The organism is Lysinibacillus sp. NPDC097231, from assembly GCF_044761885.1.
Lineage (GTDB): Bacteria > Bacillota > Bacilli > Bacillales_A > Planococcaceae > Lysinibacillus.
This window is the reverse complement of sequence record NZ_JBIWDH010000002.1, coordinates 264,969-285,764: the sequence shown is the minus strand read 5'-3', so window position 1 is coordinate 285,764 and position 20,796 is coordinate 264,969. Positions and strand designations below refer to the sequence as shown.

General features: G+C 33.8%; 21 protein-coding genes and 1 pseudogene. 18 read left to right on the top strand and 4 right to left on the bottom strand.

Features of this window, described 5'->3' with window-relative positions; all coding sequences use genetic code 11:
• The first annotated feature begins 3 nt into the window (after window positions 1-3).
• Window positions 4-441, top strand: coding sequence for a VOC family protein (locus ACIQXF_RS03250; RefSeq protein WP_402779020.1), 438 nt, complete (start codon window positions 4-6; stop codon window positions 439-441).
• 807 nt (window positions 442-1,248) lie between these two features.
• Here the strand turns inward: ACIQXF_RS03250 and ACIQXF_RS03245 are convergent.
• Complete coding sequence (locus ACIQXF_RS03245) at window positions 1,249-1,590, bottom strand: hypothetical protein (RefSeq protein ID WP_402779017.1); 342 nt, start codon at window positions 1,588-1,590, stop codon at window positions 1,249-1,251.
• A 549-nt stretch (window positions 1,591-2,139) separates the two neighbouring features.
• Here ACIQXF_RS03245 and ACIQXF_RS03240 point away from each other — a divergent pair.
• The 5 genes from ACIQXF_RS03240 (at window position 2,140) to ACIQXF_RS03220 (ending at window position 5,759) form a co-directional block, all read left to right on the top strand.
• Entirely contained in the window at window positions 2,140-2,694 is a 555-nt protein-coding gene (locus tag ACIQXF_RS03240; RefSeq protein ID WP_402779014.1) for an RNA polymerase sigma factor, read from the top strand.
• The gene (locus tag ACIQXF_RS03235) at window positions 2,691-3,755 is read left to right on the top strand and encodes a DUF4179 domain-containing protein (RefSeq protein ID WP_402779012.1); all 1,065 of its coding nucleotides are present in this window, start codon (window positions 2,691-2,693) and stop codon (window positions 3,753-3,755) included. Before ACIQXF_RS03240 ends, ACIQXF_RS03235 begins: the two co-directional genes overlap by 4 nt.
• Window positions 3,756-4,077: 322 nt before the next feature.
• Complete coding sequence (locus ACIQXF_RS03230) at window positions 4,078-4,380, top strand: hypothetical protein (protein WP_402779009.1); 303 nt, start codon at window positions 4,078-4,080, stop codon at window positions 4,378-4,380.
• Between the two features lie 376 nt (window positions 4,381-4,756).
• Window positions 4,757-5,089: a hypothetical protein gene (locus tag ACIQXF_RS03225; protein WP_402779006.1), complete on the top strand. Its 333-nt coding sequence runs from the start codon at window positions 4,757-4,759 to the stop codon at window positions 5,087-5,089.
• Window positions 5,090-5,540: 451 nt separating this feature from the next.
• Window positions 5,541-5,759: a hypothetical protein gene (locus ACIQXF_RS03220; RefSeq protein WP_402779003.1), complete on the top strand. Its 219-nt coding sequence runs from the start codon at window positions 5,541-5,543 to the stop codon at window positions 5,757-5,759.
• Between the two features lie 441 nt (window positions 5,760-6,200).
• Here ACIQXF_RS03220 and ACIQXF_RS03215 read toward each other — a convergent pair whose 3' ends face one another.
• Together ACIQXF_RS03215 and ACIQXF_RS03210 are read right to left on the bottom strand one after the other, a co-directional pair.
• On the bottom strand, window positions 6,201-7,277 hold the full coding sequence (locus ACIQXF_RS03215; protein WP_402779000.1) for an alpha/beta fold hydrolase: 1,077 nt from the start codon (window positions 7,275-7,277) through the stop codon (window positions 6,201-6,203).
• A gap of 13 nt (window positions 7,278-7,290) precedes the next feature.
• Window positions 7,291-7,899 (bottom strand): TetR family transcriptional regulator, encoded by a 609-nt coding sequence (locus ACIQXF_RS03210; protein WP_402778997.1) that lies wholly within the window; start codon window positions 7,897-7,899, stop codon window positions 7,291-7,293.
• Window positions 7,900-8,894: 995 nt separating this feature from the next.
• Here ACIQXF_RS03210 and ACIQXF_RS03205 point away from each other — a divergent pair.
• The 3 genes from ACIQXF_RS03205 to ACIQXF_RS03195 all read left to right on the top strand — a co-directional run bounded on the left by ACIQXF_RS03205 (window position 8,895) and on the right by ACIQXF_RS03195 (window position 11,180).
• Complete coding sequence (locus ACIQXF_RS03205; protein ID WP_402778994.1) at window positions 8,895-9,845, top strand: DUF2268 domain-containing putative Zn-dependent protease; 951 nt, start codon at window positions 8,895-8,897, stop codon at window positions 9,843-9,845.
• A 236-nt stretch (window positions 9,846-10,081) separates the two neighbouring features.
• Entirely contained in the window at window positions 10,082-10,444 is a 363-nt protein-coding gene (locus tag ACIQXF_RS03200) for a hypothetical protein (protein WP_402778992.1), read from the top strand.
• Between the two features lie 145 nt (window positions 10,445-10,589).
• Window positions 10,590-11,180 carry a type II toxin-antitoxin system HicB family antitoxin gene (locus ACIQXF_RS03195; RefSeq protein ID WP_402778989.1) on the top strand — a complete coding sequence of 197 codons (591 nt, stop codon included), beginning with the start codon at window positions 10,590-10,592 and terminating at the stop codon, window positions 11,178-11,180.
• A gap of 398 nt (window positions 11,181-11,578) precedes the next feature.
• Here ACIQXF_RS03195 and ACIQXF_RS03190 read toward each other — a convergent pair whose 3' ends face one another.
• A complete protein-coding gene (locus ACIQXF_RS03190) occupies window positions 11,579-11,728 on the bottom strand; it encodes a hypothetical protein (protein ID WP_402778986.1) in 150 nt (49 codons plus the stop codon).
• Between the two features lie 458 nt (window positions 11,729-12,186).
• Here ACIQXF_RS03190 and ACIQXF_RS03185 point away from each other — a divergent pair, with 458 nt between their 5' ends.
• From ACIQXF_RS03185 to arsB, 9 genes and pseudogenes are all read left to right on the top strand, one after another.
• On the top strand, window positions 12,187-12,660 hold the full coding sequence (locus ACIQXF_RS03185) for a GNAT family N-acetyltransferase (protein ID WP_402778983.1): 474 nt from the start codon (window positions 12,187-12,189) through the stop codon (window positions 12,658-12,660).
• Between the two features lie 153 nt (window positions 12,661-12,813).
• Complete coding sequence (locus ACIQXF_RS03180; RefSeq protein WP_402778980.1) at window positions 12,814-13,689, top strand: hypothetical protein; 876 nt, start codon at window positions 12,814-12,816, stop codon at window positions 13,687-13,689.
• A 309-nt stretch (window positions 13,690-13,998) separates the two neighbouring features.
• On the top strand, window positions 13,999-14,442 hold the full coding sequence (locus tag ACIQXF_RS03175) for a DUF5412 family protein (RefSeq protein ID WP_402778977.1): 444 nt from the start codon (window positions 13,999-14,001) through the stop codon (window positions 14,440-14,442).
• Window positions 14,443-14,786: 344 nt separating this feature from the next.
• Window positions 14,787-15,563 (top strand): GNAT family N-acetyltransferase, encoded by a 777-nt coding sequence (locus ACIQXF_RS03170; protein WP_402778974.1) that lies wholly within the window; start codon window positions 14,787-14,789, stop codon window positions 15,561-15,563.
• 203 nt (window positions 15,564-15,766) lie between these two features.
• Window positions 15,767-16,188, top strand: a pseudogene (locus ACIQXF_RS03165) (VOC family protein).
• Window positions 16,189-16,438: 250 nt separating this feature from the next.
• The gene (locus tag ACIQXF_RS03160; protein ID WP_402778971.1) at window positions 16,439-16,900 is read left to right on the top strand and encodes a DUF2975 domain-containing protein; all 462 of its coding nucleotides are present in this window, start codon (window positions 16,439-16,441) and stop codon (window positions 16,898-16,900) included.
• A 394-nt stretch (window positions 16,901-17,294) separates the two neighbouring features.
• Window positions 17,295-18,827, top strand: coding sequence for a thiol-activated cytolysin family protein (locus ACIQXF_RS03155; protein WP_402778968.1), 1,533 nt, complete (start codon window positions 17,295-17,297; stop codon window positions 18,825-18,827).
• A gap of 557 nt (window positions 18,828-19,384) precedes the next feature.
• Entirely contained in the window at window positions 19,385-19,705 is a 321-nt protein-coding gene (locus tag ACIQXF_RS03150; RefSeq protein WP_402779101.1) for an ArsR/SmtB family transcription factor, read from the top strand.
• Complete coding sequence (gene arsB / locus ACIQXF_RS03145) at window positions 19,705-20,763, top strand: ACR3 family arsenite efflux transporter (RefSeq protein WP_402778965.1); 1,059 nt, start codon at window positions 19,705-19,707, stop codon at window positions 20,761-20,763. Before ACIQXF_RS03150 ends, arsB begins: the two co-directional genes overlap by 1 nt.
• Window positions 20,764-20,796 lie beyond the last annotated feature (33 nt).

The window sequence follows — 20,796 nt, the reverse complement described above, 5'->3', positions numbered from 1 at the left end:
GATATGAAGATCAATAGAATAGATCATGTGAGTATAAACGTAAATGATCTTTCAGAGGCTAAAGCGTTTTTTCTTGATTTAGGACTTGAAGTGCAAGCAGAATGGGAATTGGATGGTGAACAGTTGGATAGAATAGTTGGGCTTAAAGATGTTAAAACGGCATGTGTAGGATTGGGGATGCCAGATGGTCAGACATGGATAGAGCTAGTCAAATTTTATACGCCATCAGATGAAAAAGATATTCAGCAACCTTTTGCAAATACGCTGGGTATCCGACATATTTGCTTTGCTGTTGAAGATATTGAAGCTGTTGTTGCCAAATTGAAAAAGAAGGGTACGGAATTCTTTAGTGAGATACAGCAATATGAAGAAAGTTATAAGTTATGCTACGTTCGTGGTCCAGAGGGTATTATTTTAGAGTTGGCGGAGAAACTCAGATAAATATTGAATGGACTTTAAATAATTTAGGATAGGCTTATTAAACTGACGTGTGCTTTACTTCAATAAGAAGTAGAGCCTTTTTCTACTTAAGCTAACGAGGTAGGTAGTTTAGGGAATCCCTTCCATTTACGGCGCCCGAATTTATAAATTTGATGCAGTTATTAACTATTATAAAAGAGGTGATATTATAAAAAAATTATTTATTCTATTTGCCGTAATTAGTGTTCTGTTAGTTGGCTGTTCGCAAGAAAAAAGCTATAACGTATGGATTGATTCATCAACACAAACTCAAGATAGTATTGATTCAGCGATAAAAAGGCTTACTAATGCCAAAGTTGATTTCATTATTGATAATAATGGTAGTGTTTTAGTAAATGAAAAAGACATGGATAAGGCCGTGATGTGCTGTTCCTAAGCTAAAGGGATGTGATTGTTCAATTAGAGCGATCGCTTCTTGTGCTAACGGAGCAGGTTTGTTCAATAAGTAACTATTTCTTATGTAAAATTTATTTAAATGAAGGTAGGAAGGAGAAACGATGAAAAAAACTTTTAGTTAGTTAGACCTTAGTTGAAGAAATTTAGGAATTTTGTTATGGCAAATTTTTATTGTTGTTGTAGTAAATGAGATCATAGGTTGTACAAAAAGGATAAATGTAAGTAGGGTAGGTATAACACCCTGTTCATCTATCCTTTCTTTTCCCTTTATAATGTGTAACATTTTAACAAAACACATAATTATAAAGATCCATACGTATTTTCTTGACTTTTATTAAAATTTTTACGCCTACGCTTTTTCAAAAATTAATGTTAAGACATCGTTATTCTCTTACAAGCTATTTTTGCTGCTGGAATTTCAACACCAGCACCAAGTGCTGCATCTACTGATTCACCCCAAGAACCACTGCTATCCTTTATTTCATTCCCTGAAGTCAAAACTCCCTCTGCTACAGTTTTAACACAATCATAATAGTCTGGATTAGGATTACTTTCAAGATACTGTGCAGCTAATTCGTCTGCTTTCTTTTGTATTGAAAGTCGACCTTGTTCAGCCAATGAACTGAAAACACTCTCAGCTTGCCCACCAAAATGTACTATTTCGTCGTTAATGTCTTGACCAGTACGATGTATTTCTCCCATTTCAGATGACATATTTAGTCCTCCCAATCCTTGAAATTTGAACTTTTTAAGTTCACAAATATTTTATCCAACTGAGATTGTTCTTATCCATCAACAACTATTTCTTATTGGTTTATTTAGAAGAACTAGAAATATCTAAAGACACATGGCGTATTGATTGTCCAAATTGCAGAACTAGTAGTCTTACAAATATTAAGTTAATAGGGAAACGTAATAATAGAAAGGAATAAGATTATATGAATTTTTCTAACCAGCTTAACTTATTAACGAGTGCTTTATTTGAAGATCATTGAGTTGCATAGGCAGCTCTTTTTTCATTGAACTAATACGAACAGAGCAGAATAGTTTTATAAAATGTTAGGGTTTTATGGTAATGTGAAGTTATTTAATGGAGGATTTCAAAACCTATTGTGTACAAAGTTTATAAAAAATTGCTTTTAATTAAATTTTACGAGAGTTGAAGATCCATTCAACTCCTTTCCCATTTTATTTTTTAAGTTGTGCATCCTAAGTAGCCTCACGGTCGCCTAAAAGGTAGAAACAAAAAAGGAGGTTTTCCTCATGGATCAAGAAACACTGATGGCCCGGATTCGGAACGGCGAGGACGAAGCTTTTGCTCAACTAGTCACCCCGTTGATTGAAAAGGGATACAGAACCAGTTTCAGTATCCTAAAGTCTAAGGAACTGGCAGAAGAGGTCGTCCCAACTGCGTTAATTGAAGTATATCGGGACATTATGAGTGGAAAGAATATCACTTATTTCAACACCTGGTTCTATAAATTGGTCTCGCACCGTTCAATCGATGCATGGAGAAAGAAGGGACGAGAGAAGGAATCACCGCTTAAAATCGACGTAGTGACAGACAAACACGACACGATGGAAAGTGTACTAAAAGAGGAAACCGAAAACGAGATTAAAAATGGCATATCCTCCCTTGATAACAGTGACTATCGGAACGTACTCATACTCTACTATTATCAAGGGCATTCCATCAAAGAAATCTCAGATTTGTTGGGGCTGAAAAGTTCGACGGTCAAATCCCACCTTCGCAGAGCGAGGAACGCTTTGAAGAAAAGGTTGATTGAAAATCAATTTATAGGGGTGAATCCACAATGAAAATCGATGAATCGTTAAAGAAAAAAGTCGATGAAGAGATGAAAATAATCCAGGCACCATCTTCCTTATACGAATTTGCTAAAAACATTAAGGAAGAGTCAGAAAAAAGAACGGATTTTAAAAAATCGACAGGAAGAAAACGAGGTTGGAGAAAATCCCGGTTTGCAGTCGCAGCGGTTATCACTCTTGGCATTCTAATGGGTTCCGCATTCCTGAATCCAACTATGGCGGAAGTGGTATCAAAAATCCCATATCTAGGACAAGTATTCCAAAAACCGATATCTATAATAATTGCGGAAACATTGGAGAAAGAAGGGTATAAAACAGTAGGAATTGGCATGGGCAAGTGGGAAGGGAAGCAATATTTTGACATTAGACTGGACGGAACGGAAGAATACGTCAATCAAGAAAGAGAGAAAGTTTTAACTATTTCGACTGAAGTTTTGGAAAAAAGAGGGTATGATAACTACACATTAATGGTTTCTGAAGTGGTTGAGGTATCTCCTGCGCTAGCGGAGATAATAAAACAAAGGGAGGAACTAGGAAAGAAGCTAATGCGGGACTTACAGATAGCAGGCTATACGATTATGGATGTTAACGTACATAATCCTGTAGTTGAAGTGTCCATTCCGATAGATGACGAAGATATGAAGGTAGAAATCTACAAGGCAACGATTGAACTTTTGGAAGCAAACGGTAGGCCGAAACAGGTACAGGTTATAACTCGAGACGTTAGGGAAGATGAACTTGAGATTCAGTGGATGCCCGTCATGAAGAGCATTGAAGAAGAGTTTTTCCTAAAAAAAGAGTACAGGGTAGCTGACATTAGATATTCCTACAAGCCTGAAAAAGTGTCTATTACCATCATGACGAACATGAAATCAGCGGATGTAAAGACTAAAGAGACGGTAACCAAAATCCGAAAAGAAATTACTGAGCTACTGGAAAGCGAAGAAGTAAAAATAAGGACAGAGAATCAGAAATATGAGTTAATTGTCCAAGACAAGAACGGCAATGATTTTCCCTTTAAAGACCAAGCAAATTATAATTACACCCGCTAGTTATTGATGTATCATACTTGTAGAAAAGGATGTAAGGAGGTGGGATGTATTGGGGAAGTTCGTTTTGATTCCCATACCAATAACTTGTTAAAAGATTTAACTGGCTGTGACCGAAAGCAATTCTAGAAATAAAACAGCATTACTATAAAAAAATTCTTTCTTTAAAAAGAGGGCTTAACTTGAAAATCATTGAGTTGCAGAAGCAGCTCTTTTTTTCTTTATTGAATTAACGGGGGAGGTTAGCGAAAGAAGGTTTATGGAACATAAAAATGGAATTTAAAAAAGAATAGTAAATATATTGAGAATAAGGTGGGATGATGTAATGAAGAGTAAATCGATGATTGCTGTCTATTTGGGTATTTTCGGTTTCATTTCTTTATTAGTTGCACACTATATCGGAGACACGTCAGGTGAATCTTTATCAACCTTACAAATTACTTTAATTTATATCTTTATGGCTTTAGGAACACTAATGTTTATCTTTAGTATAGTTTTAGGAGTAAAAGGCTATAGGCATAGTGAAGTTTCTAAAGTACTAAGATACTTAGGAATCCTCTTTACTCCTTTTTTGATTCTACTAACTATTGCTTTCTTGTTTTTGATTGGTTGGGCAGCATTTCTGTAATAAATGAAATTAAAGGTTTTTTATTTCATATGGAAAATCCTCTTTGTGAAATAATGTACTTAAACTAACGAGTTCTTTACTTCAAGATGGGATTCCACCAGAGATCCCATCTTTTTCTTCTTCAACTAACGGGGGAGTTTGGTGGAAAAAATTACTTATATGAAATAAGGCAATATATTGTTAGGATTTTATAGGTCAAACAGTCTATGGGTGGATTTCCATAACAAAGGGATACTGTTTAAATATTTATATTTAGCAAGTATAAAAATGAAGCGTAATATTAAAAACTATACACAATGTGAATTCGTTATTTAAGTCACCCTATATACACTTGACTTCGTGCATCATTATTTTATTTGAAAAAGAGGTGAATTAAATGTCAATAGTCGTAACGTTTGCAGAAATATGTATACCAATTTTTTATCTTTATCAAATTATCTTTTATTTCTTTTTCAGAAAAAAAGAACCTAAAGAATCTTCTTTAAAGCATTATAAATTTACCTGTGGGATGAATTTCTTGATTTTTTTCGCGACTATTCCAGTAGCGTTTATAATGGGCGTTTTGGGAAATGATAGCGGAGAATACGGGATGATTTCATTTTTTTTAAGTTTTTCATTCATCTCTGGTTTACCATTTCTATTCTTCATTTGGTCATTAAGAGATTTTCTGATTTTACATAAAGAAGCTAAGAATAGATACATAGACTGATGAAAAATGCATTCAACAACGGACAGCTTTTGGAGGCCGATAAACAAAAAAGGTTAAACAATGTAAGATTTAAAAAAGGAATTGCGAAAGCGAAATTAATCACCAGTCCTCAATTTAAAGTAAAAAAGAAGTTATATTATTAAATTGGTTTTTTAATAAAACGATTAGATTGTGAAAAAATGCACTTAAAGTAACGGGGGCTGTTCTTGAAAATCATTGAGCTGTTTTAGACAGCTCTTTTTTCTTATTGCACTAACAGTGCAGTTTAGTTTATGATTTTTGTTAATTTTAAATGGATAATTTACTTAAAATTGGAACTTCTATTCATGCCAGACGTATTAGAGTAAAGGGACTATGTCAGTTCAAAGAGATACATATAAAACGTAATCATTAAAAGGAGAAAATGAAAAGATACGGAAAAATATTGACGATTTGATAGGAGGTTGAACATATGAATGATAAGAAGAAGGGAAAATTACAAGTCTCGGTAATAGTTATAATGATCTTACTATTGGTTGCAGCGTTTGTTTTATTTTTCAAAGGTCATTACAGTGTGGCGTTTGTTTTATTTGGAATTTTTATCGTGGTTATTAATTTTATTAGTAATTGGTTAAAAATTAAAAATGAAGACTACGTTTATAGAAAAAATTTTAATAATAATAAGTGGTAATTACGGTACGCCTAAGCTTTTTTTAGAATTAAGTTTGTGAGTAAATGTACTTAAACTGCTTTACTTCAAGATGGGATTGCTCAGAATCCCATCTTTTTCTTATTCAACTAACGAGGGGGGTAGTTCAATAAGCTACATGGATGATTCTCCAATGTAGAGATAGTAATACTGAAACTGTTAACTAAGGTGTGCAGAGATAATAAAGTTGTTTAAAAATCCTTCCTCTACTAAAGAGTAGGTTAGTTAAATTAATTGTAAAAAACACATTGGGGACAATCCCCATTTTGTTAGTTTAACAAAGAGTTTGACTCATGTTCAACAATCGGTCCATTTAGTTGTATAAGAGCATTTGACATATATTGCGGAGCCTGTGCATACTGACTTGGTTAAGATATTCGAGTCCCATTCCATCATGGTGCTATGATGGAATGGCTTTGGAAATTAATGTTTGATTTGATCGATAATGTCGAATAAAGCTTCGTTGAATAGCTCCTTCTGATCAAGCATCGTCACATGTCCAGCATTTGGTATGGAGTAAAATTGTTTCATTGGCGCCTTGAGTTGATCAAAGTATGTGCGAGCTAGAGAATAAGGAGTTTGCCAGTCATCTTCACCATGGATATAGAATACTGGAACTTGATAGTCTGAAGTTTCCATGTTCAGATCATAGGACTTAAACAAAAATTCCAAAATAGCACGCTGTTTTATTTCTAGTACATCGCTCATTAACATGTATTTAATATCTTTGAACGAATAAAAGGGAGAACATAGTACGCTCATAACTAGTTGAAGTGATGGTTGCATCGCAAGCTTATACTTACCTTGCAACTTACGAAGTTTCATAAGCTTCTTGGCCATGGCATCACTAAAATGGTGCTCGGGATAAGGACTTAAAGCTTGTAAGGTGCTAATATCTTTCTGATTTTTTACTTGTCTGCTGCATTCCAATGCTTTCTCGTAACCAATTCGTTCGTTTTCAAACATATTTACAACTTGTCCAACTCCAATATAGGCTTGAACCATCTGCGGATATTGCATGGTGAATAGACTACCTAAGATAGAACCCCATGAATGACCAAGCAGAAGGATTCGCTCTTGATTATATTTCTTTTGTAAATAGCTCACAACTTCAAATGTATCCTGTAACGCTTGTTCAATGGTTGTTGTCGGCGTGACTTTCTGTGGATCATTCGCAAAGAAGGTTTTACCGCTGTTTCGTTGTTCCCAGTGGACAACGGTTACTTTATCTTCCCAAGGAAACTGAAAGTCTTGGGCAAAAGGAAGCATCGGACTGCCAGGACCTCCATGCAGGAATAAGAGGACGGGGTGATCCTTATTTTCACCACGATGATATAAAAACTGCTGGATTCCACCGATCGTCACATACTCGCCCTCATCTATTCCGTTTGGTGTAAGGATATGACAAGCTGTTGCACGCTTCTTTGTATAGAGATACCAATAAATCGCCATACTGATGCAGGCAATAGCCGCTATGAAAATAATCAAAGATTGATTCATATGAATGCCTCCTCTAGTTATTTTTGGTTGAATTTTGCTTGCACTTGCTTAGATATTCCGCAATTGCTTCTACAAGAATGCTTAATGCTTGTGTCCTTCCTTGTTCACCGTATTGGTTTTGATTTGAGGCGATAAAATGTAAGCCATCCATTAAATTCGCAAGTACGCTATAATCACAATGAGCATCCTCTATTCCCAAGCCATTTATTGTACTCTGAAAATTAGTTTTGGATTTATCCTGTTCCTTTTTGTTAATAGAATCTGGAAGCTTGCGCAGCAAATATTCTAGGTCCGATGGCTGAACATAGAGTGCAAGACTATCTGGCGCCAAGTAAATTTCATGAAGTGCATGCGTAATCTTGTCCTTAAAATGTCCCGAACTAGCTCCGATTTCAAGAACTCGGTCAAGTAAAACTTGCTCATTTTGTTTCATAATGTGGTAGAGATATTCTTCCTTGGAAGGATAATAGGTATAGAAGGAACCTTTGGCTATTTGCACAGCAGCTGTAATATCGTCAACCGTAACTCGCTTCATGCCTTTCTTACGAATGAGCTCTATTCCTTTGATATACATTGCATTTTTGATATGCTCCTTCTCCTGCTCACTTATGATTTTAGGCATACGTTCTTCTCCTTTTATGACTATTTGTAATAAATTGAGTCAATATAAATATAATAAGACTAGACTCTGGTAAGAGTCAATGGTATTAGCATAAAAATAGTGAATTAAAACTCGGAATATTTTATCTAAATTAGATACGCTGCACATATATGAGCACTTAAAGGAGATTAATTTCTTTGTTAAGGATGAAAAGGACTAAACGAAGGATAATGTGTAATAAAAGAGGGGGTGCTTCTTCAATTAACGCGCGCAATTCTTAGATAAAAAAAACAGGGGAACTCTTTACTTTTATTGAAATGATGGTATTACAAAAACTCCTGTTTTTCATAACTAGAAAGGAATATTTTTTACAATAATTCTTTGTATACTCTGATTGCGTTCTTTTTAAATCGAAGGGGCTGGGACAAAACTGCTCAAAACCTTAAAAAGTGCAAGAAATCAATTTTAGAAACGTTGATTTCTCGCGCTTTTCGGATGTGAAATTTTTTATTTTGCTTTGAAAATATACTTATGTCCCAGCGTCCTTATTTTTTTCTAATCAGTGTATCCCCAAGAGGGAGCCCAATCACAATAACCAAAACTGTTAGAATTACCAGTGCTTCTAAAATAAAATACGCAACTTGATCGAACATTGTATCTCTCCTTCTTTTTTATTAATTCTGTAATTATCCAACTCCTATTGAAGAGTCAAACTAAACTAATAAAGCACAAAATCATTTGTGCTTTTTATAATATAGTTTACTCCATTACAACATATGTATGCAGTCGTCACTTTTTATATTTTGTGATCTTCAACGATAGGGCGCGATTGATTAATAAGATTCTCTGTTCTTCTTAAACTAACGGGGTGAAATTGTTCAATTAGAGCAATCACCTTTTGTACTGAGGAAGCAGATTAGTTGCTTAAGGTACTTCAAAGTAATAGGTGAGATCATACTAAAATATGGTAAAATTATTTGTAAATAGTCTGATTTTTCGGACAAGGGGGATTTTATTTGAAAAAGTATCAAAAAATAGTTGTCGTATTTGTTCTAATAAGTACATTGCTAACACTTACATCCTGTAGACAATCAGAAAAATCGAATACAAAACAAGATATTGAAAGTATCGTTACATCATTCGAACACCCTCAAACAGGTCAAAAATTTAAAATAGTCAATGCCTATAAACTTTATCAAATCTATGCAGATAAAGTTGAAAGCAACCCAAAACAATCACAATTGGAAATTTATAATGAAGAGGTAATTAAACCAATATATAATGTTTGCTTTGAGAATGGTGAATATCTTTATATGGCAGATCCTGTTCTAAATGTAGCTCCCGACCTTTTAACAGAAAATCAAATACTAAGCAAAAAAATTGTTAGGGAAGAAACTGAAAATATTATTAAAGAAGCTCTTTTAAAATCTTCTGACCTTATTCCATCTGAAAATGAAACAACTGTATGTGTTTTTCCTGCTACAAATACAAATAAACTAATGACTACTTTGGGGGCAGGGAAAATAATAGTCCATTACAATAAAGATTATACCGAAGAGGATATAAGGTCTAGCATGCCTCACGAATATCATCATAGTGTTTGGACTGAGAAATACCTACGTAAAGATGTACCTATGACTGTATTGGATAACCTAATATTTGAAGGAAAGGCGGTTATGTTTGATAAGTTAGTTTATCCTGATATTGATATTGCTCCAATTCATTCAACATTCAACAAAGATTATTGGTCAAAAATTGCATTAGATCTCGAAAGGGTTGACTTGAATCGGTCATTAGAAATTCTTGCGGGAGGTAATGGCCTTCTTAGTTTATCTGGTTACGGTGAGGGCTATAAAATGGTTAAATCCTATCTTGATTTGCACCCAAATGTAACTCCAGAGGAATGGACTGCCCTAAGTGCAAAAGAAATTTTTGAAAAGGGCAATTATCTTGAAAACTATAAATAACAAATCTATGAATGAATTTACATATATTCAAGGGATAAATATATGTTATTTTTTAAAATCATTGAGTTGCATAGGCAGCTCTTTTTTCTTATTGGACTAACGAAGCAGGGAAGTTAAAGAATGAACAAGAAAATGTTGTAAAATAATGTGAGAAACGTTATGTATAATAGAGGATCATAAAGGAAATTGTATGTAAAAATAGCGATAAAAATTGAAGACTTAGGAGATGTGTAAATGTGGCTTATATTCACGAGTTTGGAATAGTTACTTGTATTGAAAAAGATAAAAATTATGTTCGTTATGAACCTGAAAATTATAATTGCATTGGTGTAGATGGTGACCTTTTCGATGAACTATTTTCTAAGGATTTTGGTAAAAAGATGCATCACCTAGAAACATTCGCACATAACACAAATAGACCTTTTAAAAGCCTCGCCTATTGTGGAATAACATTGATACCACCGAGTTCTCAAAAACAATTTTTAAATATGGTTAGTGAAGCAAACAACGAGTACAAATCAGAAGAACTTGAAAAATTAATGAAAAAAATAGCTGCAGCAATAAAAGAAGATAAATGGATGATTCATTTTGGTGTTTAGTGTTGTCAATACATAGACGTAAGCTTAAGAGATGATTGCTCAATTAGAGCAAGTGCTACTTTGCTAACGGAGCTGCTTAGTTGAACAAGATTACATTTGGATTTCTAAATTTCACTAATATTTTTAAAGGATAGGTGTAGTTGATATGGCATTTGAGAATGTAGTTTATCCAGCATTTATAAAGCAAGAAGGAGGAAATTTTGGCATTCATTTCCCGATGCTACTTCCAGAAACTGGGTGGGATTTTTACTTAACCTCAGGCCCAACGAAAGAAGAAGCAATTCAAAATGCAAAGAAGGCCTTAGCTTATTTGTTAGCCGGCGAGCTATATGATAATGAAGAGTTACCAAGTCAGGCGCCCATTCCTGCTAACCTTGTGACGGAAGAGATGGAACTTATTTTTATTAAAACATCTTATAGCGATTATGCGAAGGGAATTGAGGAGCATTTACCTGGACGTCATTGGCATATCTATTTTAACAGAGATTGGGAAAGTGATTTTCAAGCTGTTGCATATAAGAATATGCAAGGGTTTTGGGATGTAAAGGTAGATGGTGATTTACCAATTGAAATGGAACAAGAGAAGTTGTTACAACTTTGTCCTACATATCCTGTAATCAGTACTGTACGACGTCGAGTTGAGGCGCAAGAGGCGTTCGATAGTTTTGTACTCAGAATAAAAGCAATTGTAAATATTAATCATATTGCTTCACAACAGAAACGTAACAACAATTAAAGAAGAAAATATGGAGAAAACAAATACTATCGGTGAAGTTCTCAAAGTATAAAAAATAATAATTAATCTATACTATTAAAGATTTTCACTTCAACCAATGTGACTAGGAGGGTTAACCCGATGAGTGCGAATGATCGTTTACTCTGAATAACCATCAACTGAAAGCTAAAGCACGGTTGTCTTAGGTTGTTCTTAAGATCGAATGCGAAAGCGAGACAGTGTGTCATGGAGGAAAAAAGTAAGTGGTGATCAGCCCGGAATTATTTCCGGATTTTTTGTACTTGAAGAAATCAAAAGAGATGGATCAAAGATGTTTAAGCTTAATAAGAAAAGCCCCAATACACACTTCTAAAGTGAATATTAGGGGTTACTTCAAAATTAAATTTTAATAATCACAACTAACGTTTATTTTCATTTTGAATATGACTGAAGTCTACTTCCTCAGCAAACTCTTCTCTGTTTTCACGCTCTCTGTTAGCATTTTGATTTTGATTTTGCTGTTTTTTGTTGTCTTGAGTTTTATTATTTTTATGTTTATTACTACCCATTATCATCTCACCTCCACCATTAGTGTGAGTGAAAGATGATTTTTTATCCGCATAACATACAATTAATTAATAAAATAAATGTTATAAACCAATAGGTACGCATATAGTAACATTTTTAACTTCACACATGATTTGTAGCGTGTACTACCTTACTGAAAAGAACCTTAAGCCTTAAAAAGAGGACACTGCAAAACACTTGAGAAGTCCCTTGGATTGAGGGAATAGAAGTATACAATTTTTTTGTTGGGTTTACAATAATTTTAGTTATCATGCAGTCTTCACGTAAATATCGTATTATTTTGAAAAACTAAAGTTCAGGTGCTTTAGTTAAAGATGACCGAGTTGCTTTGGTAGCTCATTTTTCAATCTTAAGCTAACGGAGCAGTCATAATGAATAATATAATGTTTGCTTTAATGTTAATATTAGTTTAAATGGATTTTTACATAGGAGGATCAAAATGGAAATTCGTTCAGTTAAAGGTTCAGACTACTATGTAATTTCACCTCTTATCAATGAGTGGTGGGGTGGCAGGAATATGTCTGATATGTTACCAAAATTATTCTTCGACCATTTTACACAAACAAGTTTCATTGCAGAAGAGGATGGTAAACTTGTGGGTTTTCTAATAGGATTCCTTTCTCAAACTCATTCAAATGAAGCGTATATTCATTTCGTAGGAGTTCATCCTGAATACAGGAAGCATAATATTGGAAAACATTTATACCATAAATTTTTTAATGTGGTAAAGCAAAATAATCGAAGTATGGTTCGTTGTGTAACGTCACCTGTCAATAAAGTTTCGATTGCCTATCATACCAAGATGGGGTTTGAAATTGAAGATGGAGATAGAAATGTTGAGGGTCTATCAATAAATACAGACTATGACGGACAAAATCAAGACAGAGTTTTATTTGTAAAAAAATTAGATTAAAGTCTGTTTCTTATTGAACTAACGTAGGCGTTAAATAAAATCATTGAGTTGCATAGGCAGCTCTTTTTTCTTTATTGAACTGGTGGAGCAGGATAGTTGAAGAATATTCGGGAAAGATACAGGTACCTATAAAGAAAAGGTAGGTGGGCTTTATTGAAGAAAAAACGCTACGTCCTTTTTTGTATCCTATTTCTCATAAATAATACTGTTGTTTTTGCGAAGCAAGAAACACCTAACCAAGAATTAATTAATAAGTATTTTTTCGATGTAAATTTAATTAATTTAGCCAACCAAAGGGCTGAAGCAAAAAAGAATAACAATCTCTCTTTTTTGGAACAATTGATGACACATTCATTAGTACATAATGATGTTCGAAACATTAAAGTTGAAAATAGTTCTGGACTTCAGCGTGTATTCAGTATCGATGATGGTTTTCAAGAACGTGTACTCAGAAAAGTTGTATACTGGCTTAATAATTCTGACCGAGTGAATGGAACAATCGATGTATCTTTAGATAATCCATCCAATAAATTGACGTTAAAAAGGGCAAATGATGAAGTGATCACCATTGAACCCGCTTATATATGTGTAGTTGACAATAAACGCAAAACCTGCACGGCTAAAGAAGGGGAAATAATCGTTTCAGAAAATGGACAAAAAGTGCAATTGAAGTCACAATCTCTTTATGATTGGCTCATGTTAGGCTGGAGAAAAGAATTGGACGGACCTACTAAAGAAGAGTTGCTTGAAGAAGCATTGTTTACACGTTATTTAAATCATTTGGACCAATCTTATTCGGAATTTTTTATGTGTCCAAAAATAGAAATTGAACCCATTAATGGAGATCCTCGGAGACATCTCGTTTTTGCCAGTGCTTTAAACTATTCAGGACACCACGGAGGAGATTATGATAAACTTACTTTTTCTGTAAGGGACTCTAACCTAACAGGGTTACAAGTGACAAACGTAAAAATAAAGAAACATATTTCGCAAGAAGAAATCCAAAAACAATGCCTAACGTTTGAATAAATATAGTTCTTCAAAAGAGGTGTTTCTTTCAGAGAAGGGAACGCTTCTTTTTACGTGAGTTATTTCAGTAAATCAAAGTTATAATAAGTTTGTAAAAGATTGTAATTAAGCGAACGGGGTGCTTTACTAAAAGAAGAGTATTTCGAAATTATCATTATTTGAAATGATTGTTATTGGACTTAAAAAGGGGGTATTATCATATTAATTTTATTTGGTATATTAATTTCTTTCATTACCGTTATATTATTTATAATTTTATGTGCTAACATAATATTTTCTATCATAAAAAAGAAAGCTTTTCCCAAAAAATTGTTGATTGCAACGCTGTCAGGTGTTGTTCTGACATCTTCAATCTATATAAATGAAATGTACTTTTTTACATTTAGTGATATTGATAGAGAATTCATTCAAAAGGGACCTGGACCTGTAACATCACCTACAGAAAAGTATACTGCTAATGCTTATTACGAACCATATGGTGGCGCAGCAGGCGGTGTTAATGTATGGGTTGAAATCACAAATAATATTGAGAAGAATAAAGTCCGGACTGTTTATTATAGTGATGCAAAAAGTAATTTTTCTATGGAATGGCTAGATGAGGATACACTATACATTTTAAATGACGAACCTAAATATCCAAATTCAAATAGAAGTGTCAAATTAGAAATTGGTAAAGAGATTTATCACGAAAACGGTTTGGCTTGTAAAAGTTTGTTAATGAAAGACGAATATGAGACTTGTTATCAAAACTAATAATACTTATTGTACTAACGGGGCGCTTTAGTACAATAATAATTAAACAACTTTATTAATGGTTTTTGAATTTAAATGCCTTTAAATTCATAAAAATCAAACAACTTTATTATCGCTTTACAAGGCTTTTTCGAGTCAAGGCTTTCCTCAAACTCGAACCTCTTGCCTTATATGAAAGAGTGTGCGATGGCGCTGATTTCCCTAAAATAGCGATTGTAGCTTGAGCGTGAAATATTAAATGGTATAATAATAGAACATTTACAGAAATCCGAACATATGAGAGAGAAATTAAATGCCATACTAGAAGATTTGTTATTTTAGTTAAAATCGAAAGGAGCTCGGCAATGGATAAAAATGAATTAATTTCACTATTCCACAGAGAACTTCGACATGAGGCTCAAACACAAGGTTACATAAGAGAAGAAACAGAGCATGTTGTGCGTCATATTTCAAAGTTTGGTGAAAAAGGGTTTATTATCGCTTCTAATGTAAACAAAGACAATGCAAGAGAAATTATTAAGAACGAGTTAAACTATTTTAGTAACCGTAAGCAGGATTTTGAGTGGAAGGTGTATAGCTACGATAAGCCAGATAGTTTGAAAGATATTCTTGAACAAGAAGGATTTAAAATTGATAATCCTGAAGCTCTCATGGTCATGAAGTTAGCTGATCGGCACCCTTTGCTTACTAATAACCAGTTCCTCGGTGTAAAGGAAATAACAGATGAACAAGGCATTCAAGACATAGTTGTTCTAGAAAATACTATCTGGAATGAACCTCATGCGGAGCTTGGAGAAAAACTTTGGAGAGACAAACAGAATAATCCTGACTCACTATACCTTTATGGAATTTATGAAGATGGTCAGCTTGTAAGTGCAGCTTGGATGTACTTAGAGATAAACTCGTCTTTTGCCAGCTTATGGGGAGGTTCAACGCTACCATCGTTTCGAGGGAATGGTTATTATACAAAACTATTAGCTGTTCGTGCACAAAAGGCGTATGAAAAGGGGCATCCTTTCCTTACTGTTGATGCTAGTCCAATGAGTAGACCAATCCTAGAAAAATGTGGGTTTACTTGTCTTGCATATTCTTATGGATGCCAGTCACCTACTACTAAATAGTAGAGTTACTTTTTTAGCAAATAGGGACTTTAATTGAACAGAGAAACATTTATTATGGTGTTTCTCTGTTTCAACTAAACTAAAAAGTAATTCGGATTAAATTCCTTCCTAAGCTTGCCACTTAGTTGTGCAAAAATCCGAGTAGTTTCACTTTTAAAATATGGTGTAAGACTTTTTGCTTTATAAAGAAAGAAGGTTAATAAATGATACAATCTGTTGTACATATTGCTTTGGTTGTTCAAGATTATATGAAGCTATTGAGTTTTACACAAAAAAACTTCATTTTACGTTAATTGAAGATACGTATCAACCAGAACAAGATAAACGATGGGTAGTAGTATCCCCACCTGGCTCGTCTGGAACTACGATATTACTTGCAAAGGCTTCAAAACCAGAACAAACATCTTTTATTGGAAATCAAGCAGGAGGAAGAGTTTTTCTATTCCTTGGGACTGATGACTTTTGGAGAGACTATAATGAAATGATAGAAAAAGGAATTGAATTCGTTAGAGAACCAAAAGAACAATCATATGGTATTGTTGCTGTATTCAAAGATTTATATGGGAACATATGGGATTCAATACAATTTAAAGTGGGTCATCCTATGTTTCAACGAGTAAAATAGGCTAAAATCTTTAGAACACTTATTAAAGTACTTATATATTCTTAAAGTGTAGAGTAGATTGCGCAAGAATACACTTCAACAAACATTGGCATTACTCAAATAAATGGAGCTGTTATCAGCTTCTTTTTTGTTATGGTGCTAATGAAACACCATAATTCAATAAAAACCTGTGTTATTGGATATTTATAGAAACCTTCTGATTTTTATGACGTTGTATTGATGACCATAAAAAAATACGAGGGGGAATAATGTGCAAAAAATCAACTCCACTATTTTAAGTTCAGTCATTGTTTTAATAGGTACTATCATTTTGTTATTGTGTGTGTTTGTTTTACCGAGGGTAGCACAGGAAACTGTACTAATACATCCAGAAGTTGCATATCTAAGATATCCGATTTTATTAGGAATGTATGCGACAGCGCTGCCATTTTTTTATGCGATTTATGAAACAGTGAAAATGATTCAAGCCATTGAGTGTCAATCTATCTTTTCAAATCGCATTGTTCAAGGATTAAATCATATAAAATATTGTGCATTTGTCATTATTGTTTTGTATGTCTTAGGAATCTTTGTACTTGAATATGCAAATGCGTTACCACCAGTAATTGCGGTAATGGGATTTGGTATACTTATCGTTACAATAATGGTGGCGGCAGGAGCAGCCTTTATAAAAAATGTACTTATAAAAAATCAATTGAAGTTATCTAATTAATGAAAGACCACTCCAAAAATTAAACTGCACCCCAATTGTTAGACACAATCTAATAATTGGAGGAGCAGTTTTTCTATGGGGAAATTTAGCGTAGAAGAAAAATTAAAAGCTATTTTAAGATATTTGAATGAAAATGAAAGTACGAGATCGATTTCGAGAGAGATAGGTGTTATGCATGGCTGAAGCGGCATCTCACTTTTACCATATTAATCATAAATCCAAAGTTAATGAGATAGTATTACAGGAACTATTAAGATTATAGTAATTAAAACCGGACTTCGAATATGTCAAATTAACTATTAGGTTGCTATTAAGTAAGTCAAACACAATGCTAAACTACTGTATTTGACCAAAATATTTCTATGGTATAATTTCCTAATAAAGGAGTGGTTTTTTGGGAATTCAAAAATATTTTAAAGTAATAAAATTTCTAGTATGTTTATCTGTTAGTTTATGCATCATAAATAATCCGATTATTTCCTTTGCTGAAACACTTGATAATAATTTAGCTAGTGAAAGAAGCAGATCTAATGACATTGATACTGGTATAGCAAACTTGAACTACAATAATAACGAAGTTTTAGCAGTGAAAGGTGATAGGATTGATAGTTTTATTCCAAAAGAAGGTATAAACTCAAATAATAAATTTATAGTGGTTGAACGTAACAAAAAATCACTGACAACTTCACCAGTGGATATTTCAATTATCGATTCTATGGCGAATCGTACCTATCCAGGAGCATTACAACTTGCAAATCAAGCTTTTGTTGACAATCAACCTAGTGTATTGGTGGCCAAAAGAAAACCGCTAAATATAAGCATAGATTTACCTGGCATGAAAAGAGAAAACACTATGACCGTGGATAATCCTACATATGGTAATATATCTGGAGCAGTAGATGAGCTAATATCTACTTGGAGTGAAAAATATTCAACAACCCATACTTTACCTGCAAGACTACAATATTCAGAATCTATGGTGTATAGCAAATCTCAAATAGCAAGCACTCTAAATGTTAACGCTAAGGTTCTTGATAATTCACTGGGTATTGATTTTAATGCAATTGCAAGTGGAGAGAAAAAAGTAATGGTTGCGGCTTATAAACAAATATTTTATACCGTAAGTGCAGAACTACCTAACAATCCATCAGATCTTTTTGATGATAGTGTTTCTTTCGAAGAATTAACTCGTAAAGGGGTAAGTAATGATGCCCCTCCCGTTATGGTGTCAAATGTAGCTTATGGCAGAACAATTTATGTGAAATTAGAAACAAGCTCTAAGAGCAAGGATGTACAGGCTGCTTTTAAAGCCTTACTGAAGGATTTCAATACCAATGTAGAAACTAGTGGACAGTACAAAGATATTTTTGAGGAAAGTTCCTTTACTGCTGTAGTATTAGGCGGAGATTCACAAGCGCATAACCAGGTTGTCTCAAAAGACTTTAATGATATTAGAACAATCATTAAAGATAATGCAGAATTTAGTCTTAAAAATCCAGCATACCCAATATCATATACAAGTGTTTTCTTAAAGGATAATTCAATTGCTGCTGTTCATAACAATACTGATTATATCGAGACAACATCTACAGAATATTCTAAAGGCAGCATCATCCTTGATCATTATGGTGCATATGTTGCTCAATTTGAAGTAGCTTGGGATGAATTTTCATATGATGAAAATGGAAAAGAAGTACTATCCCATAAAACTTGGGATGGAAACTGGAAAGACAAAACAGCTCATTTCTCTACAGTAATACCACTTCCACCTAATTCAAAAAATATAAGAATTTATGCAAGAGAATGTACAGGTCTTGCGTGGGATTGGTGGAGAACAGTTATTGATGAATACAACGTTCCGCTATCTAATGAAATAAAAGTTTCAATTGGAGGAACTACATTATACCCAACAGGTAATATTAATTAGCTATTAATCATGAGAGGTACTATTTCAAAGGCTATTAGATGGCAAAGAAATTAAGTATTTCATGATAAGGATATAACTCCAATCGAGGAAAAACAAACGGCTGAGACTCTTGTTATACAAGAACTTCAGCCGTTTCTATTTCCTCAAACTCCTAGCCTTATATATGAACAAAAGAACACCACAATGATTCAGCGAGTGTTGTAACATTATATATAATAATATTAGTTAAGGGGTAAACCCTACCATGAGCTGTTGTTGTTAAACTCTGCAAGGTGCACATAACCATTCTAATCGGATGAAAATGTGATTGCCTATTGTTATTCAGGTTCTTCCTATAATAAAGAGCTTTAATGAATTAATGCTTTCCGAAACCAACACAAAAAGAAAATAGAATTTGCAGTAAAATTTTTGAATGATGAAAAAATTTATTGCAATTATTATTTAGGTAAGCATAATATAAGTGTATAGTTATATATTAATGTAATTACCTTTAATTGTTTAGGTGACTTTATTTTAAAAAAATATAAGTAAATGGTTATGTAAGGAGCACAGATATGATGGAAAATACACTAATTGAAAAACAATTAAAAGCAGCAGCTGACTTGAATCGCATTAAATTACTTGCATGTATGAAAAATCGGGAGGTGTGTGTATGTGATTTTGTAGATGTTCTAGGCATTTCACAACCAGCAGTTAGTCAACATCTTCGAAAATTAAAGGAGGCAGGCATTATAACTGAACGAAAAGTAGGGACTTGGAAACATTATCGTTTAGTGGAGGATCAAACGCCCTTGATGAAGGGAATTTTGGAACAAATTCAACCTGCAACTGGATGCGATTGTAGCACCGATTGTTGCGATGTAGGGGTGAAACGTTAATGAGTAATGAATCTTTAACAAAACAGCTTTCTTTTCTAGATCGCTACCTAACTCTCTGGATTTTTGTAGCTATGGGAATAGGTGTCTTATTAAGTATCCTTGTACCAAACATTGGAGAAGCATTAGAAACCATGTCTATTGGGACAATATCCATACCGATTGCCATAGGGTTAATTGTCATGATGTATCCACCATTAGCGAAAGTTAAATATGAAGAAATGTGGCGGGTATTTAAGGATTGGAAGGTACTTTTACTATCACTTTTTCAAAACTGGTTACTTGGTCCATTCTTAATGTTCTTTTTAGCGATTATCTTCTTACGTGATTATCCAGAGTACATGGCTGGGCTTATTATGATTGGCTTAGCTCGCTGTATTGCTATGGTGATTGTATGGAATGATTTAGCTCGTGGAGATCGTGAATATGTAGCTGGTCTAGTAGCCTTTAACTCCATCTTTCAAATCGTTACATATTCGATATTTGCTTACTTATTCTTAAATGTATTACCTGGTTGGTTTGGCTTAGAGAATTTTAATGTCTCCATTTCCATGTGGGAGATTACTAAAAGCGTTCTTATCTACTTAGGGGTACCATTTGCTGCTGGATTCCTAACTCGACTATTAGGTATCAAAATAAAAGGGAAACAGTGGTATGAGGAAAGGTTTTTACCGAAGATTTCACCAATTACTTTAATTGCACTACTGTTCACAATTGTCATGATGTTTGCCTTAAAGGGTGAGAAATTAGTAGAATTACCACTCGATGTTGTACGAATTGCAATTCCTTTATTTATTTACTTTGTGATAATGTTTGCTGTTTCATTCTTTTCATCACGTAAAGTAGGTGCATCCTATCCTGTCACAGCGGTCCTTTCTTTTACAGCTGCAAGTAACAATTTTGAGTTAGCCATTGCCGTTGCAGTTGGTGTATTTGGACTTCATAGTGGTGTAGCGTTTGCCGCTGTTATTGGTCCTCTTGTCGAAGTACCTGTACTCATTGGGCTTGTATGGGTTGCTTTACGTTGGCAGAAAAAGTATTTTAAAACCATTAAATTATAGGGCGTACTTAATAAAACAAATATACTTTATTTC